This is a genomic window from Mycobacterium senriense (assembly GCF_019668465.1).
In the GTDB taxonomy this organism is placed as follows: Bacteria; Actinomycetota; Actinomycetes; order Mycobacteriales; family Mycobacteriaceae; genus Mycobacterium; species Mycobacterium senriense.
This window is the reverse complement of record NZ_AP024828.1, coordinates 2,303,846-2,318,436: the sequence shown is the minus strand read 5'-3', so window position 1 is coordinate 2,318,436 and position 14,591 is coordinate 2,303,846. Positions and strand designations below refer to the sequence as shown.

Genomic DNA, 14,591 nt, shown 5'->3' with positions numbered 1-14,591 from the left:
TTGCTTGAAAACGCCATTCTGCACACGCCCATCGACAATCCCGGGAGGAACAAAATGCGCCGAATTGCCCTTTCGATCTACTGGGGGTTCTTGGTGGTTGTCCGCTCCTTCAGCCTGGTGCGACAGAAAACTGCCGCAGCTTATTACACGACCCTCGGAGACGACGCCATCGACTTTCTGGATGAAGGGTACGTCGACGACTCCAAGCCGTTATGGCTCAACCTCGGTTACTGGAAAGAGGCTCGCACCTATCCCGACGCTTGCGTCGCGATGGTCGAGCTGCTGGGAACGCGCGCCGGGCTGAAACCAGGCGATGAAGTCCTCGACGTCGGCGTCGGTTTCGCCGAGCAAGACTTTGTTCTTCTCGATCGCTTCAAGGTGTCTCGGATCACGGGCATCGACATCACCCCCGTCCACATCAACAAGGGTCGGGAACGAGTCGCCAAGCGCGGGCTGGAGAATCAAATCGACCTTCGGCTCGGGTCGGCGACCGCGATGGAGTTTCCTGACGCGTCGTTCGACAAAGTCTTGGCCCTGGAATGCGCATTCCACTTCGACACGCGTGAGGAATTCATGCGCGAGGCATTTCGCGTCCTCAAACCCGGAGGAACCATCGCGATCGCCGACATGCTCCCGGTTCCAGGCAGGAAATCCGGCCGGGTGAACGTTTTCGCCCGGAGGTACGGCCACATTCCCGAGGCCAATCTGTATGACCGCGAGGAATACCCACGGCGACTGTCTGCGGTGGGTTTCGGCGATGTCCTCGTGGAATCGATCCGGCAAGACGTGTTCCCCGGGATGGCCAATTACAGTCGGCAGCGCCTTGAGGGAAAGAAAAAGATGGATGAGGTGGTCGTGGAAGTCTCGGAAGACGATCGCGCCCAGTGCCGTGGCGTAGAGATCTGGGAACGAGGGAGCGGTTTGACGGACTATGTGATGGTGTCGGCGCGGAAGCCTTTGGACATGGGAGTTCCAGGGAAATGAACTTGTGGCTGTTTTGTGTCGAACCGCGGCTCGCTTAATCCATCATGGTCCCCATGGATACGGCAACCCCCGACATTGCCAACATGCCCCGAGGCGGGCCGAACGCCTCGTGGTTGGACCGGCGGCTGCAGACCGACCGGCTGGAATACCTGGACCGCGACGACGTCGACGATCTGAAGCGCAAGGTCATCCAAGCACTCGACCGCAGCGGACGACGACGGTTTTTAGGTAATTACACCTTGTGCGCGCGGGCGGCGCTTCGCGAGGTGAGCGATATCGCCTCGCCGAAGATCCTCGAACTCGGGTGCGGCCTCGGCGGGCTGTCGCGCAAGCTACTGGAGTATCGCCCCGCTGCTCAGGTGACGGTCACCGACATCGATCCCGAGTTCGTGGCCGCCGTCGCCGCCAGCGACCTCGGCAGCAACCCACGCGCCACGGTGCGGCAAATGGACGCCACCGCAATCGACGCCCCCGACAGGTATTACGACCTCGCGGTGTTTGCGTTGTCGTTGCATCACCTGGCGCCCGAGCAGGCCGCCCAAGTATTCGCCGAAGCGACCCGGGTAGCGAAGAAGTTGATAGTCATCGACCTCAGCAGGCGGCCGCCGCCGCTCCAGTTGATGATGTTGGCGCTCATACTGCCGTTCACCAGGCTGAAGCCGTTGTTACACGACGGGATCATCAGCTCGCTACGCGCCTATAGCCCGTCGGCGCTGCGTGCGCTCGCCCAATATGCCGACCCGGCAATTACCGTCGAGTTCCGCGCTCGACCGTGGGGTGCGACGGTGATGGTTGCCGTCCGCCCGGCAACCGGACAATCAACCGTCTAGCCTTCGAGTTCCTTCTTGAGGTTGGCCAGCACCTCGCCCTGAATCCTCTTCAGCCCCAACGGCGCAAAGGTCTTTTCGAAGAAGCCCTTCACACCGCCGGCCCCGGTCCAGGTGGTTTTCACGGTGACGCTGGAGCCGGGTCCGGCGGGAGCCACCGTCCAGTTGGTCACCATGGACGAGTTAGCGTCCTTCTCGATGACGGTGTGCCCGGCGACGTCGACGTTGACCTGCACGTCGCGCACGCGTGACTTGGTGGCCTGCAGCTTCCACTTGGCGACCGTGCCCGGCCCCTGCCCGCCCTGCAGCACCTGGTATTCGCTGTACTGCGGAGAGAGAATTTTCGGGCGGACGGTCTGATAGTCCGCGACGGCGGCAAGGGTTGCCGCAGGCTCCGCGTTGATCAAGATGGTGCTCTCCGCATTCACCTGTCCCACAGCGACCCCTCCTTATCGAAGATTTTCCCCGGTGCCGGCCCTTTCCACGGGTGCACGGGCTGTTGTCGAAGACTAGGGTATATGTGGTGCCTGTCCCTGGATCTGCACTATCGGCCCACAAGTCCGGCGTTGACCGGATGCTGGCAAGTTATCGATCTATTCCCGCAACGTCGGCCGTCCGGCTGGCCAAGCCGACGTCAAATCTGTTCCGCGCCCGCACCAAACGCGATGCACCAGGCCTGGACACGTCCGGGCTGACCGGAGTCCTGAGCGTGGATCCCGAAACCCGCACCGCCGACGTGGCGGGCATGTGCACGTATGCGGACCTGGTAGCCGCGACGCTGCCGTACGGTCTTTCGCCGCTGGTCGTCCCGCAGCTGAAGACCATCACCCTGGGCGGCGCGGTCAGCGGCTTGGGCATCGAGTCGGCGTCGTTCCGCAACGGCCTGCCGCACGAATCGGTGCTGGAGATGGACATCCTCACCGGCGCTGGCGATTTGCTCACCGCCTCGCGCACCCAGCATCCCGACCTGTTCCGCGCCTTTCCGAATTCCTATGGGACGCTTGGCTATTCGACCCGGCTTCGGATCGAACTGGAATCCGTCGCGCCGTTCGTGGCGCTGCGGCACGTCCGATTCCGCTCGCTGCCCGATCTGATCGCGGCCATGGAACGCATCATCGACACCGGCGGGCAGGGCGGGACACCGGTCGACTATCTCGACGGGGTGGTCTTCAGCGCCGACGAAAGCTACCTGTGCGTGGGCCGGCGGACCAGCACGCCCGGCCCGGTCAGCGATTACACCGGCCGCAACATCTACTACCAGTCCATCCGGCACGACGGCCCGGGCCTGGAAGCCACCAAGGACGACCGGCTGACGATGAACGACTATTTCTGGCGCTGGGACACCGACTGGTTCTGGTGCTCACGCGCATTCGGCATGCAGAACCCGCGGCTGCGGCGCTGGTGGCCGCGCCGCTACCGGCGCAGCAGTGTCTACTCGAAGCTGATCTCCATGGACCGCCGCTTCGGGCTGTCCGACCGGATCGAGACGCGCAAGGGCCTGCCGGCGCGCGAGCGGGTGGTGCAGGACATCGAGGTGCCGGTCGAACGGACCTGCGACTTTTTGGAGTGGTTCCTGGACAGCGTGCCCATCACACCAATCTGGTTGTGCCCGTTGCGTCTACGCGACCACCACGGCTGGCCGCTGTACCCGATGCGCCCGGATCACACTTACGTCAACGTCGGCTTTTGGTCGTCGGTGCCGGCCGGCGCCACCGAGGGTGCCACCAACCGGATGATCGAAGCCAAGGTGGACGAGCTCGACGGCCACAAGTCGCTGTATTCGGACTCCTTCTACTCCCGCGAGGACTTCGACGAGTTGTACGGCGGCGAGGCCTACAACACCGTCAAGAAGACCTACGACCCCGACTCTCGTTTACTCGACCTCTACGCGAAGGCGGTGCAACGGCGATGACGACGACAAAAGAACCCCACCGCTCATCGACCGGCAAACTGAGCATGGCCGAGATCCTGGAGATCTTCGCCGCGACCGGGCGACATCCGCTGAAGTTCACCGCCTACGACGGCAGCACCGCCGGAAGCGAGGACGCCGAACTGGGTCTGGATCTTCGCAGCCCCCGCGGCGCCACCTACCTGGCCACCGCACCCGGCGAGCTCGGCCTGGCCCGCGCCTACGTGGCCGGTGACCTGCAGGCCTATGGCGTCCATCCGGGTGATCCGTACGAACTGCTGAAGACGCTGACCGACCGGGTGGAATTCAAGCGGCCGCCGGCACGGGTACTGGCCAACATCGTCCGCTCGATGGGTTTCGAACGGTTGGTGCCGGTCGCACCGCCGCCGCAGGAGACGCCGCCGCGGTGGCGCCGGGTCACCGACGGGCTGATGCATACCAAGGCCCGCGACGCCGAGGCCATCCATCACCACTACGACGTCTCCAACACCTTCTACGAACTGGTGTTGGGCCCGTCGATGACCTACACCTGCGCGGTGTATCCCGACGCCGAGGCCACGCTGGAAGATGCGCAGCAGAACAAGTACCGGCTGATCTTCGAGAAGCTGCGGCTACAGCCGGGCGACCGGCTGCTCGACGTCGGCTGCGGCTGGGGCGGCATGGTGCGCTACGCCGCGCGCCGCGGTGTCCGGGCGATCGGCGCGACCCTGTCGGCCGAGCAGGCGAAGTGGGCGCAGCGGGCGATCGCCGACGAAGGGCTGACAGAGCTGGCCGAGGTGCGGCACTCCGACTACCGCGACGTGGGCGAGGCGCAGTTCGACGCCGTCTCCTCGATCGGGCTGACCGAGCACATCGGTGTCAAGAACTACCCGGCCTACTTCGGGTTCTTGCAGTCGAAGCTGCGCACCGGCGGTCTGCTGCTCAACCACTGCATCACCCGGCACGACAACACCTCGACCTCGTTCGCCGGGGGGTTCACCGATCGCTACGTCTTCCCGGACGGGGAGCTGACCGGCTCGGGCCGCATCACCTGCGCGATCCAGGATGCGGGCTTCGAGGTGCTGCACGCGGAGAACTTCCGCCATCACTACGCGATGACGCTGCGCGACTGGTGCCACAACCTGGTCGAGCACTGGGACGTGGCGGTCGCCGAGGTCGGTCTGCCGACCGCCAAGGTGTGGGGCCTGTACATGGCGGCTTCGCGGGTGGCGTTCGAGCAGAACAACCTTCAGCTCCATCACGTACTGGCAGCCAACGTCGACGGGCGGGGCGACGACGACCTGCCGCTGCGGCCGTGGTGGACGGCCTGACCCGCTACCCGTTGTCGATTGGGCGGGCGCCCAGCTCGCTCTGCAGCAATTCGAGCGCGACCTCTTCGGGGTCGCGGCGCGGCGCCGACGGCTCGTCGCGGACGGCTTCGGCGAGCATGTGTTCCTCTTCGTCGCGGCGCGCGGAGTCCACGTCGGGCGCGGGCTCGGCGACATTGGTCGCCGAGGGGCCGGCTCCCCCACCGGCGGGTGGTGGTGGCGCGGCCGACGCCGGTGCGCCTGCCTCACAGCGCACCCGCCAGTTGACGCCCAGCGCGTCTTTGAGCGCTTCGGCGATGACGTCGGCGTTGCGCTGCTCGCAAAGCCGCTTGGCCAGCGGCGCCGATTCATGGCTCAGCACCAACGTGTTGCCCTCGATGGCCCGCACGGTCGCCCCGGCCAGCATCACCTCGGTGGTGCGGCTGCGCTGCCGCACCTTTTCACGCACCGTCGGCCACATGCTGCGCACCGCAGCGGTGTTGAGTTCACCTGGCACAGAGGCTGTTTCGGCCACCGGCGCCGCCGCCGGGGCGGGCGCCGCGGGCGTAGGCGATTCGGCTGCGGGGGCCGCCGTGGGCTCGGGCTTGGGCTCGGGTTTCGGTTCGGCCTTGGCGGTGGCCGCCGCGGAGGGCCGGGTGAACCGGACGGGTGGCTCGGGTTCGGCCGGTGCTGGCGCGCTGCGCGGCGCCGCGGCGGGGGCTTCGGAGCCGGGAATGGACATGTCCAGCCGGGTCTCGATCCGCTCGACGCGTTGCAGCAGCGCCGCTTCGGTGTCGCTGGCCGAGGGCAGCAGCAGACGCGCACACACGACTTCGAGCAGCAGCCGCGGCGCCGTCGCACCGCGCATCTCGCCCAGCCCCGCCTGCACCGCCTCGGCGTAGCGGGTCAGGGTCGCCGGCCCGATTCGGGTCGCTTGCTCACGCATCCGCTCCAGCACGTCCTCCGGCGCGTCCACCACCCCGCGGCTGGCCGCGTCCGGGACGGCCTGCAGCAGGATCAGGTCCCGGAACCGCTCGAGCAGATCGGTGGCGAACCGTCGCGGGTCATGCCCGGCATCGATCACCGACTCCACCGCACCGAACAACGCCGCGGCATCGGCGGCGGCGAGGGCGTCCACGGCGTCGTCGATCAGCGCCATGTCGGTGGCCCCCAGTAGGCCCAGCGCCCGCTGATAGGTCACGTGGGAGCCCTCGGCGCCGGCGACCAGCTGGTCCAGCACCGACAGGGTGTCGCGGGGCGAGCCGCCGCCGGCGCGGATCACCAGCGGGTAGACGGCGTCGTCGACGGCGACGCCCTCCTGCTCGCAGATCCGCCCGATCAACGACCGCATGGTCTTCGGCGGCAACAACCGGAACGGGTAGTGATGCGTGCGCGACCGGATCGTCGGCAGCACCTTCTCCGGTTCGGTGGTCGCAAAGATGAAGATGAGGTGTTCGGGGGGCTCCTCGACGATCTTCAGCAGCGCGTTGAAACCCGCCGTCGTCACCATGTGCGCCTCGTCGACGATGAACACGCGGTAGCGCGATTGGGCGGGGGCGTAGAACGCGCGGTCGCGCAGCTCGCGGGTGTCGTCCACACCGCCGTGGCTGGCGGCGTCGAGCTCGACCACGTCGATGCTGCCCGGCGCGTTGGGTGCCAGGGCCTGGCACGAGTCGCAGACCCCGCACGGGGTGGCCGTCGGGCCCTGAGCGCAGTTCAGCGAGCGGGCCAGGATGCGCGCCGAGGAGGTCTTTCCGCAGCCCCGGGGCCCGGAGAACAGGTAGGCGTGGTTGATCCGCCCCGCTTCCAGGGCAATGGACAACGGTTCGGTGACGTGCTCCTGCCCCACTACTTCGGCGAAGGTTGCCGGGCGGTATTTGCGGTAGAGGGCCACGGTCAGCAGGCTACCGGCGCACGCTGACGATGCGGATCCGGCAGGGTCGTCAGCTCACACTCGACGCGGACGACGCCAGCAGCGATTCGGACGCCGCCAGCAGCGCGCAGGTGGCCAGCCCGTCGACGGCGTCGCGCAGGTCCGGCAGCGACGGGAAGGTCGGCGCGATCCGGATGTTGGTGTCCCTCGGATCTTTCCGGTACGGGAAGGATGCGCCCGCCTCGGTCACCGCGATACCGGCGTCCTTGGCCAGCGCGACGGTCCGCTTCGCGGTGCCCGGCAGCACGTCGAGGCTGATGAAGTAGCCGCCCTTGGGGTCGGTCCACGACGCGATCTTGGAGTCGCTGAGACGCTGATCGAGGATCTCGGCGGCCAGCGCGAACTTCGGCGCCAGGATCTGCTGGTGCTTCAGCATGTGCAGCCGCACCCCGTCGGCGTCGCGGAAGAAGCGCAGGTGCCGCAGCTGGTTGATCTTGTCGGGTCCGATCGACTTCTTCCCCGCATATTGCAGGTACCAGGCGATGTTGCCCAGCGATCCGCCCAGGAAGCTCACGCCGGCGCCGGCGAAGGTGATCTTCGAGGTGGACGCGAACACGTAGGGCCGATGCGGATTGCCTGCCGCGGAGGCCAGCCCGAGCACGTCGACCTGCCGGATGAAGTCGTGGGTCAGGGTGTGCACCGCATACGCGTTGTCCCAGAACAGCCGGAAGTCCGGCGCCGCGGTCCGCATCTGGACGAGCCGCAGGACGTTGTCCCAGGAGTACGTGACCCCGGTGGGGTTGCCGAACACCGGCACCGTCCACATGCCCTTGATGGCCGGGTCGGCGGCGACCAGCTCTTCGATCAGGTCGACGTCCGGGCCGTCGGACAGCATCGGGACGGGAATCATCTCGATGCCCATCGTCTCGGTGATGGCGAAGTGCCGGTCGTAGCCGGGGGCCGGGCACAAGAACTTGACGCTCGGTTCGTCCTTCCAGGGCCGCTGCGAGTCCACGCCCCCGTACAACATCGAGAAGGCGACCAGGTCGTGCATCAGTTCCAGGCTGGAGTTGTTGCCCGCGATCAGGTTCTGCACCGGGATGCCGAGCAGCTCCCCGAAGATGGCCCGCAGCTCGGGCAGGCCGTGCAGGCCGCCGTAGTTGCGGGTGTCGGTGCCCTCGCTGTCGCGGTAGTCGTCCCCGGGCAGGCTCAGCAGCCGGTTGGACAGGTCGAGCTGGGCGGGAGCGGGTTTGCCGCGGGTCAGGTCCAGCGCGAGCTTCTTGGCCTGCAGATCGGCGTAATCCTGCTGGTGCCGCGCGTGTGCGCCGGCGAGTTCTTCCGGGCTGAGGGACTCCAGCGACACCATGGACCCTTTCGCTGTCGAAGGCGGGAAACCAGTGGCGATCGCAAGCGCGGCGGAGCCGGGCGAGGCGGGTCGCCACTCATGGATATAGGGGACCCCGCGCACCCGACAGAGCCCATTGACCCTTGCTGCCTTCCGGCCCTGGGGGAGTTCACAGGATAGACGCCGCGCGGGGTCCAGCGACGAGTCTAATACCTGCCCTGGAGTCGACGGCCAGCAGCTGGCGGGGGCCATCGGGGCCTCGGTTACCATGGCCACGGAGGATTCGCCTAGTGGCCTATGGCGCTCGCCTGGAACGCGGGTTGGGTTAACAGCCCTCGCGGGTTCAAATCCCGCATCCTCCGCCATTGGTCCGCCAAAGCGGACACGCACGAATTGATATGGATTCGGGTCGGCCGGCTTTAGGCTGGCGCGAAATCACCAGCACGAGGAGGGGCATGGGGCGCAAGGTCGCCATCCCGTGGCACGCGACATTTTCGATCGCTGCCGGCTTCCTCTACTTCTTCTTCGTGCTGCCGCGCTGGCCCGAGCTGATGGGCGACACCGCGCACACGTTGGGGACGGCGCTGCGCATCGTGACGGGTGCGCTGGTCGCGCTCGCGGCGCTGCCCATGGTGTTCACCCTGCTGCGCACCCGCAAGCCCGAGTTGGGGACGCCGCAGCTGGCGCTGTCCATCAGGATCTGGTCGATCGTGGCCCACGTGCTGGCCGGGGTGCTGATCATCGGCACTGCGATCAGCGAAATCTGGTTGAGCCTGGACGCCGCCGGACGGTGGTTGTTCGGCATCTACGGCGCCGCCGCCGCGATCGCGTTGCTCGGCATTTTCGCCTTCTACCTCTCCTTCGTCGCCGAGCTGCCCCCGCCGCCGCCCAAACCGATCAAGGCTAAGAAGCCCAAGGAGCGTCGCGTGCGGCGCAAGAAGGGCGCCGAGGCCGAAGCCGACGAAACGGAAGAAGCCGACGCCGACGAGGCCGACGAGGACGAGGCGCAGACCGCCGAGGCGGCAGCCGAAGAGACCGAAGAAGCCGAGCCGGCCGAACCGGCGGCGGCCCCCGACGAAGTCACCGCCGAAACCACCGAAACGGCCGAAGCCGAGGCCGCACCGGAACCGTCGACCGACGCGACGCCCGTCGAAGACACCGAGGCGGCCGGCGACGAGGGCGACGAGTCGAAGGCCAAGTTGCGCAACCGGCGCCCGACCGGCAAGGGATCGCACCGGATGCGGCGCAGGCGCACCCGGGCCGGCGTGGCCCTCGACGAAAACACCGAAGAGGACTAGTCAGCGACGCCGCAGCCGCTCTGCGTAGGCGGCGATGCGTCGCAGCGTCTCGTCGGTGTCCCACATGCGGCGAACCTCGTCATCGACCCCGCGGTGCTGATGTCGATGACGATCATTTCTCCGATCAGCGGCTGACGGCCGCGAGGACCACGGGGATATCCGTGTTCTCGTCGGTGTGATAGCTCGCGCAGACGCGGTGGTAGCCGTCGGCGATCTGTAGCGGAACCCCGGTCATGAAGTCGCCGCGCACCAGCAGGATGGGCGACAGCGGCAGGCCCTTCTCGATCTTGGTCAGGTCCGCCGCGACGTGCGGGTTGTCGACCGGCAGCAGGCCCAGCTGCGCCGCCCGCAGGATGTCTTTGGCCTTTTTGTGCGTCACGGTGCCGGACTTCAGCTTTTTGACCACCTTCTTCACGGTCTGCCCGTCCGCAAGCATGACGAGATAGTCCGCTGCCGCCGGAAAGTCATGGGCCTCAGGCTTTTCCAGCCATTTCACGCTGAGCATCGTGTTCCTCCCTGTGCCGGCTCCGACATCGACGCAGCCTACCGGCTCGGCCCCGCGAAATTTGGGATCGGCAGCGACCGGCGCGGGACGCCTTCCGCGCCGAAATTTCGTCCTCAGAATCTGCCTATTAGGCCTACTAAGAACCCCGGTCATTCCCTATGCTGAGCGAGTGCCAAACACCTATCGCGTCGTTCAGTGGAACACCGGAAACGTCGGCAAGAGCTCACTGAAATCGATCGTCACCAACCCCACCCTGGAATTGGTGGGCTGCTACGCCTGGTCGCCGGAGAAGGCGGGCCGCGACGCCGGTGAACTCGTCGGGCTCCCGCCGCTCGGCATCAAGGCGACCAACGACATCGACGAGGTGTTGGCGCTGAAGCCGGACTGCGTGGTCTACAACCCGATGTGGATCAACGTCGACGAACTGGTCCGCATCCTGTCCGCGGGCGTCAACGTGGTGACCACCGCGTCGTTCATCACCGGACACAACCTGGGTGAGGGCCGCGAGCGGATCCTGGAGGCCTGCGAGAAGGGCGGCTCCACGATCTTCGGGTCCGGCGTCAGCCCGGGCTTCGCCGAGCTGCTGGCCATCGTGTCAGCCATGGTGTGCAACCGGATCGACAAGGTCACCGTCAACGAGGCCGCCGACACCACGTTCTATGACTCCCCGGAGACCGAGAAGCCGGTCGGCTTCGGCCAGCCGATCGACCATCCCGACCTGCCGGCGATGGCCGCGAAGGGCACGGCGATTTTCGGCGAGGCCGTCCGGCTGGTGGGCGACGCGCTGGGGGTCGAGCTCGACGAGGTGAAGTGCGTCGCCGAGTTCGCCCAGACCACCGAGGATCTCGTTATGGCGTCCTGGACCATCCCGGCGGGGCACGTCGCGGGCACCTACATCAGCTGGCAGGGCATCGTCAACGGCAAAGTCCTGATCGACCTCAATGTCCGGTGGAAAAAGGGGCAGACGCTCGAACCCGATTGGCAGATCGAGCAGGACGGCTGGGTCATCCAGATCGACGGGCAGCCGACGGTCACCACCAAGGTCGGCTTCCTGCCGCCGCCGTACTTCGAGGCCACGACGCTCGAGGAATTCATGGACCTCGGACACATCATGACGGCGGTGCCAGCCATCAACGGGATCGCCGCCGTCGTCGCCGCGGCGCCGGGCATCGCTACCTACGCCGACCTTCCGCTCACGCTGCCGCGCGGCAACGCGTATGTCAGCATTGATCGGTGAGTGCGCGCGGCATCACTCGCATCCTCGGCATTGCGGCCGCGACGGCATCGGTGACCGTCAGCGGGCCGCCCGGCATCCCTGCGGCGCAAGCCGATCCGTGCCCGGCCGTCGAGGTGGTGTTCGCCCGCGGCACCGGCCAGGACGTCGGCGTCGGCGAGATTGGTCAGGCCTTCGTCGACTCGCTCGGATCGCAGATCGGTGGGCGTTCGATGAGCGTCTATCCCGTCAATTACCCGGCGACAGCGGATTTCGCGTCGAGCGCGCAAGCCGGCGCCGACGACGTAGTCGCTCACGTCAATGACATGATCGGGCGCTGCCCCGGCACGCGGCTGGTGCTCGGCGGCTTCTCCCAGGGCGCCGGCGTCATGGATCTGGCGACCAGGGCCCTGCCGCCCCAGGCCATTGATCATGTGGCGGCGATCGCCGTCTTCGGTAATCCCACCAGCGAGCGTGCCGGCAATTTCACCGGCGTCGTCTTTTCGTCGATCGGCCCGCCGTATGCCGCCAAGACCATCGAGATGTGCGCCGACGGCGATCCGGTATGTTCCTCCTCTGGCGGCAGCCTCATGGCGCACGGCTCGTACGTGCAGTCCGGGATGACGGACCAGGCCGCCACGTACGTCGCAGGGCGGGTGTAACCGGACGCTCAACTCTCGCCCGACGCCGCGGCGTCCGGGACATTCGCCCGTCGCCGTGCGGGTTGCGTAGCGGACGGGCAAGGCCCGCAACGGATCCCGTGTCGAACGACGGCGTCATCGCCTCGTGACGCCTCGAGCGTTCACCGGGCTGGAGCTATCAGCCCAGATGTTCCGGTGGCTCGGGTTTGATGCCGGGGGCTTGTTCGGGGGGTGAGTCGCTCAGGTAGCGCCTCAGCCGCATCAGCTGATTGACCACCATGCCGATGCCGAGCAGCATCAACACCACCACTACTGCCACCACGATTGCGGTGCTCACAAGTCCATGATGACAGCGCGGGGTTTCGACAGCTCCTGTTGAGGGGTAGCCAGCATGTCATGAGCAACGAAGACAAAGCGAAGAACAAGATCGAGGACCTCGGGGGCAAGGCCAAGGAGGCCGTCGGCAAGGCGACCGGAGACCACGACACCAAGAACGAGGGCAGGGCGGACCAGGCGAAGTCCAGCCTGAAGGACGCCGGTGAAAAGGTGAAAGACGCCTTCAAAAAGTAATGAGGGGTCGCGCGGCGCTGGCCGCCGTGTCGCCGCGCCGGCTGTCGGTGTCCGCGCTGTCGGCTGCGGCGGTGTTCGGCTCGTTCGTGCCGAGCGCGACGGTTCCGTCCGCGGCGGCCGAGCCGTGCCCCGACGTCGAAGTCGTTTTCGCCCGGGGATCCGGCGAACCGCCCGGCGTCGGCGGGATCGGTCAGCCGTTCATCGACGCGTTGCGCTCACAGATCGGCGGCAGGTCGCTAACCGTCTATCCGGTCAATTACCCTGCAAGCACTGACTTTTCGAACCCCGACTTCCCCGTGACCGTCGTCGGCGGAATCCGGGACGCCAGTTCGCACATCGAGTCGATGGCGGCGAATTGCCCCAACACCAAAGAGGTGCTCGGTGGCTACTCGCAGGGCGCGGCGGTGGCGGGCTACACCACCTTGGCTGCGGTGCCCCCGGGCGTCCCCGCATCCGCGGTGCCCCCGCCGATGCCGCCGGACGTCGCGAAGCACGTGGCCGCCGTGACGCTGTTCGGCACGCCGTCGGGTGAGTTCCTGCAGAAGTACAACGCGCCTCCGCTGACCATCGGGCCGCTGTATCAGCCCAAGACGCTCGAGTTGTGCGCGCACGGTGACCCGATCTGCGGCAACGGCGACGGCAACGACTTCGCCGCGCACACGTCGTATCCGATCAACGGCATGACAAACCAGGCCGCCAACTTCGCCTCCAGCCACCTCTAGGTTTGGCGGTCTTGCAGAATGAGCCCATGCGGGTTCTGATCACGGGCGGCACCGGGTTCGTCGGCGGGTGGACCGCCAAGGCCATTTCCGACGCGGGGCACTCCGTCCGGTTCCTGGTCCGAAACCCCGACAAGCTGCAGACCACGGTCGCCAAGCTGGGCGTCGACGTGTCGGACTTCGCCGTCGCGGACATCACCGATCGCGTCGCCGTGCGCGAGGCATTGCAGGGATGCGACGCCGTCGTGCACAGCGCCGCGCTGGTCGCCACCGATCCGCGCCAGACGCCCGAGATGCTCGCCACCAATATGCAAGGCGCCCAGAACGTCCTGGGTCAGTCCGTCGAACTCGGCCTGGATCCCATCGTCCACGTGTCCAGCTTCACCGCGCTGTTTCATCCGGACCTGGAGACGCTGACCGCGGACCTGCCGGTGGTGGGCGGCGCGGACGGATACGGAACGTCCAAGGCGCAGGTCGATATCTATGCGCGGGGCCTGCAGGATGCGGGGGCGCCGGTCAACATCAGCTATCCCGGCATGGTTTTGGGTCCGCCGGTCGGCGACCAGTTCGGCGAGGCCGGCGAGGGGGTGCGGGCGGCCGTGCAGATGCACGCGATCCCGGGCCGCAGCGCGGCATGGCTCATCGTCGACGTCCGCGACCTGGCCGCGCTGCACGCGGCATTACTCGAGACCGGACGCGGACCACGCCGCTACACCGCCGGCGGTCACCGGGTGGCCGCGGGCGACCTCGCAAACCTGCTCGGCGAGGTCGCCGGGACCCCGATGGTCGCGGTTCCGATCCCGGACACGGCGCTGCGCGTCGCGGGCGCGGTGCTGGATCGCGCGAACCGTTTCCTGCCCTTCGAGACGCCGTTCACCTGGGCGGGCATGCAGTACTACACGCAGATGCCGGCGTCCGACGATTCCCCGAGCGAACGAGAACTCGGCATCAAATACCGGGATCCGAAAGAGACGGTGGCGGACACCTTCGAGGCCATTCGCGCCGCAGGCGGCTGACCGCGGGGCGCCTCAGCCGGCGGGCTTGATCTCCAGGCCGACGTGCACCTTGTCGATGCCACCGCGGACGATCGAGTGCACGTAGAACCACGGCGCGTGGTACCAGTACCGCTTGAGGACGGCGTTGTAGACGCGTCGCGTCTCGGACTTCGGTAGCACCCGGGCGACCGCTTGGACCTCTTCGCTCTTGGGCTTGCCCAGCGCCGCGCTCTTGGCGATCGTCACCCTGGGAGTGTTGTTGATGCGCTTGGTTTTCCACGACCCGTCGTCGGTGATCACCAACAGCGTGTCGTCGCCGTCGGGCACGCCCCAGATCGGTGTCGGTTTCGGACGGCCATCCTTGGTGAATGTCGTCAACAGCAAGTACTTGGATTGGATGACGTCCTTGAAGCTGGGGGCCACGAA

16 protein-coding genes, 1 tRNA gene and 1 other RNA gene are annotated in these 14,591 nt (G+C 66.9%); 11 read left to right on the top strand and 7 right to left on the bottom strand.

Annotated elements, in window-relative coordinates:
• Both MTY59_RS11070 and MTY59_RS11065 read left to right on the top strand, forming a co-directional pair.
• Positions 1–984, top strand: coding sequence for a class I SAM-dependent methyltransferase (locus tag MTY59_RS11070; RefSeq protein ID WP_221045678.1), 984 nt, complete (start codon positions 1–3; stop codon positions 982–984).
• A gap of 44 nt (positions 985–1,028) precedes the next feature.
• Positions 1,029–1,814: a class I SAM-dependent methyltransferase gene (locus MTY59_RS11065; protein WP_415823101.1), complete on the top strand. Its 786-nt coding sequence runs from the start codon at positions 1,029–1,031 to the stop codon at positions 1,812–1,814.
• On the opposite strand, the gene MTY59_RS11060 is transcribed toward MTY59_RS11065, so the two are convergent.
• Positions 1,811–2,248, bottom strand: a complete 438-nt coding sequence (locus MTY59_RS11060) for an SRPBCC family protein (protein WP_221045676.1) — start codon at positions 2,246–2,248, stop codon at positions 1,811–1,813. The genes MTY59_RS11065 and MTY59_RS11060 overlap by 4 nt on opposite strands.
• Before the next feature lie 83 nt (positions 2,249–2,331).
• Here MTY59_RS11060 and MTY59_RS11055 point away from each other — a divergent pair, with 83 nt between their 5' ends.
• Both MTY59_RS11055 and MTY59_RS11050 read left to right on the top strand, forming a co-directional pair.
• Positions 2,332–3,723, top strand: a complete 1,392-nt coding sequence (locus MTY59_RS11055; RefSeq protein WP_221045675.1) for an FAD-binding oxidoreductase — start codon at positions 2,332–2,334, stop codon at positions 3,721–3,723.
• The gene (locus tag MTY59_RS11050) at positions 3,720–5,030 is read left to right on the top strand and encodes a class I SAM-dependent methyltransferase (RefSeq protein WP_221045674.1); all 1,311 of its coding nucleotides are present in this window, start codon (positions 3,720–3,722) and stop codon (positions 5,028–5,030) included. The genes MTY59_RS11055 and MTY59_RS11050 overlap by 4 nt, the downstream gene beginning before the upstream one ends.
• 4 nt (positions 5,031–5,034) lie before the next feature.
• Here MTY59_RS11050 and MTY59_RS11045 read toward each other — a convergent pair whose 3' ends face one another.
• The 3 genes from MTY59_RS11045 to ffs form a co-directional block, all read right to left on the bottom strand.
• Positions 5,035–6,900, bottom strand: coding sequence for a DNA polymerase III subunits gamma/tau (locus tag MTY59_RS11045; RefSeq protein ID WP_221045673.1), 1,866 nt, complete (start codon positions 6,898–6,900; stop codon positions 5,035–5,037).
• Positions 6,901–6,949: 49 nt separating this feature from the next.
• Entirely contained in the window at positions 6,950–8,242 is a 1,293-nt protein-coding gene (locus tag MTY59_RS11040) for an aspartate aminotransferase type Ic (RefSeq protein WP_221046380.1), read from the bottom strand.
• Positions 8,243–8,327: 85 nt separating this feature from the next.
• An RNA gene (gene ffs, locus MTY59_RS11035) (signal recognition particle sRNA small type) lies at positions 8,328–8,424 on the bottom strand.
• Positions 8,425–8,500: 76 nt separating this feature from the next.
• Here ffs and MTY59_RS11030 point away from each other — a divergent pair.
• Positions 8,501–8,589 (top strand) — tRNA-Ser (locus tag MTY59_RS11030).
• Positions 8,590–8,679: 90 nt separating this feature from the next.
• Positions 8,680–9,522 (top strand): lipid uptake coordinator LucA, encoded by an 843-nt coding sequence (gene lucA / locus MTY59_RS11025; RefSeq protein ID WP_221045672.1) that lies wholly within the window; start codon positions 8,680–8,682, stop codon positions 9,520–9,522.
• 124 nt (positions 9,523–9,646) lie between these two features.
• Here lucA and MTY59_RS11020 read toward each other — a convergent pair whose 3' ends face one another.
• The gene (locus tag MTY59_RS11020) at positions 9,647–10,027 is read right to left on the bottom strand and encodes a hypothetical protein (protein WP_221045671.1); all 381 of its coding nucleotides are present in this window, start codon (positions 10,025–10,027) and stop codon (positions 9,647–9,649) included.
• A gap of 169 nt (positions 10,028–10,196) precedes the next feature.
• On the opposite strand from MTY59_RS11020, the gene MTY59_RS11015 reads away from it, so the two are divergent.
• Positions 10,197–11,264: an NAD(P)H-dependent amine dehydrogenase family protein gene (locus MTY59_RS11015; protein ID WP_221045670.1), complete on the top strand. Its 1,068-nt coding sequence runs from the start codon at positions 10,197–10,199 to the stop codon at positions 11,262–11,264.
• Complete coding sequence (locus MTY59_RS11010; RefSeq protein ID WP_221045669.1) at positions 11,261–11,902, top strand: cutinase family protein; 642 nt, start codon at positions 11,261–11,263, stop codon at positions 11,900–11,902. The genes MTY59_RS11015 and MTY59_RS11010 overlap by 4 nt, the downstream gene beginning before the upstream one ends.
• A gap of 157 nt (positions 11,903–12,059) precedes the next feature.
• On the opposite strand, the gene MTY59_RS11005 is transcribed toward MTY59_RS11010, so the two are convergent.
• On the bottom strand, positions 12,060–12,218 hold the full coding sequence (locus MTY59_RS11005) for a hypothetical protein (protein ID WP_221046695.1): 159 nt from the start codon (positions 12,216–12,218) through the stop codon (positions 12,060–12,062).
• 59 nt (positions 12,219–12,277) lie between these two features.
• Between MTY59_RS11005 and MTY59_RS11000 the strand changes: the two genes are divergently transcribed.
• The 3 genes from MTY59_RS11000 to MTY59_RS10990 are packed head-to-tail and all read left to right on the top strand — an operon-like array spanning position 12,278 to position 14,186.
• Complete coding sequence (locus MTY59_RS11000; protein ID WP_221045668.1) at positions 12,278–12,451, top strand: CsbD family protein; 174 nt, start codon at positions 12,278–12,280, stop codon at positions 12,449–12,451.
• Positions 12,451–13,173 carry a cutinase family protein gene (locus tag MTY59_RS10995; RefSeq protein ID WP_221045667.1) on the top strand — a complete coding sequence of 241 codons (723 nt, stop codon included), beginning with the start codon at positions 12,451–12,453 and terminating at the stop codon, positions 13,171–13,173. The genes MTY59_RS11000 and MTY59_RS10995 overlap by 1 nt, the downstream gene beginning before the upstream one ends.
• Before the next feature lie 26 nt (positions 13,174–13,199).
• Positions 13,200–14,186: an SDR family NAD(P)-dependent oxidoreductase gene (locus MTY59_RS10990; RefSeq protein ID WP_221045666.1), complete on the top strand. Its 987-nt coding sequence runs from the start codon at positions 13,200–13,202 to the stop codon at positions 14,184–14,186.
• Positions 14,187–14,198: 12 nt separating this feature from the next.
• Here the strand turns inward: MTY59_RS10990 and MTY59_RS10985 are convergent, their stop codons facing one another.
• On the bottom strand, positions 14,199–14,588 hold the full coding sequence (locus MTY59_RS10985) for a PPOX class F420-dependent oxidoreductase (RefSeq protein ID WP_221045665.1): 390 nt from the start codon (positions 14,586–14,588) through the stop codon (positions 14,199–14,201).
• Between the last annotated feature and the right edge of the window lie 3 nt (positions 14,589–14,591).

Excerpts from the sequence above, each read along its gene's own strand:
- MTY59_RS11065 (WP_415823101.1), top strand. The coding sequence starts at position 1,029 with ATGGTCCCCATGGATACGGCAACCCCCGACATTGCCAACATGCCCCGA.
- MTY59_RS11050 (WP_221045674.1), top strand. The coding sequence starts at position 3,720 with ATGACGACGACAAAAGAACCCCACCGCTCATCGACCGGCAAACTGAGC.
- lucA (WP_221045672.1), top strand. The coding sequence starts at position 8,680 with ATGGGGCGCAAGGTCGCCATCCCGTGGCACGCGACATTTTCGATCGCT.
- MTY59_RS11020 (WP_221045671.1), bottom strand. The coding sequence starts at position 10,027 with ATGCTCAGCGTGAAATGGCTGGAAAAGCCTGAGGCCCATGACTTTCCG.
- MTY59_RS11000 (WP_221045668.1), top strand. The coding sequence starts at position 12,278 with ATGAGCAACGAAGACAAAGCGAAGAACAAGATCGAGGACCTCGGGGGC.
- MTY59_RS10995 (WP_221045667.1), top strand. The coding sequence starts at position 12,451 with ATGAGGGGTCGCGCGGCGCTGGCCGCCGTGTCGCCGCGCCGGCTGTCG.
- MTY59_RS10990 (WP_221045666.1), top strand. The coding sequence starts at position 13,200 with ATGCGGGTTCTGATCACGGGCGGCACCGGGTTCGTCGGCGGGTGGACC.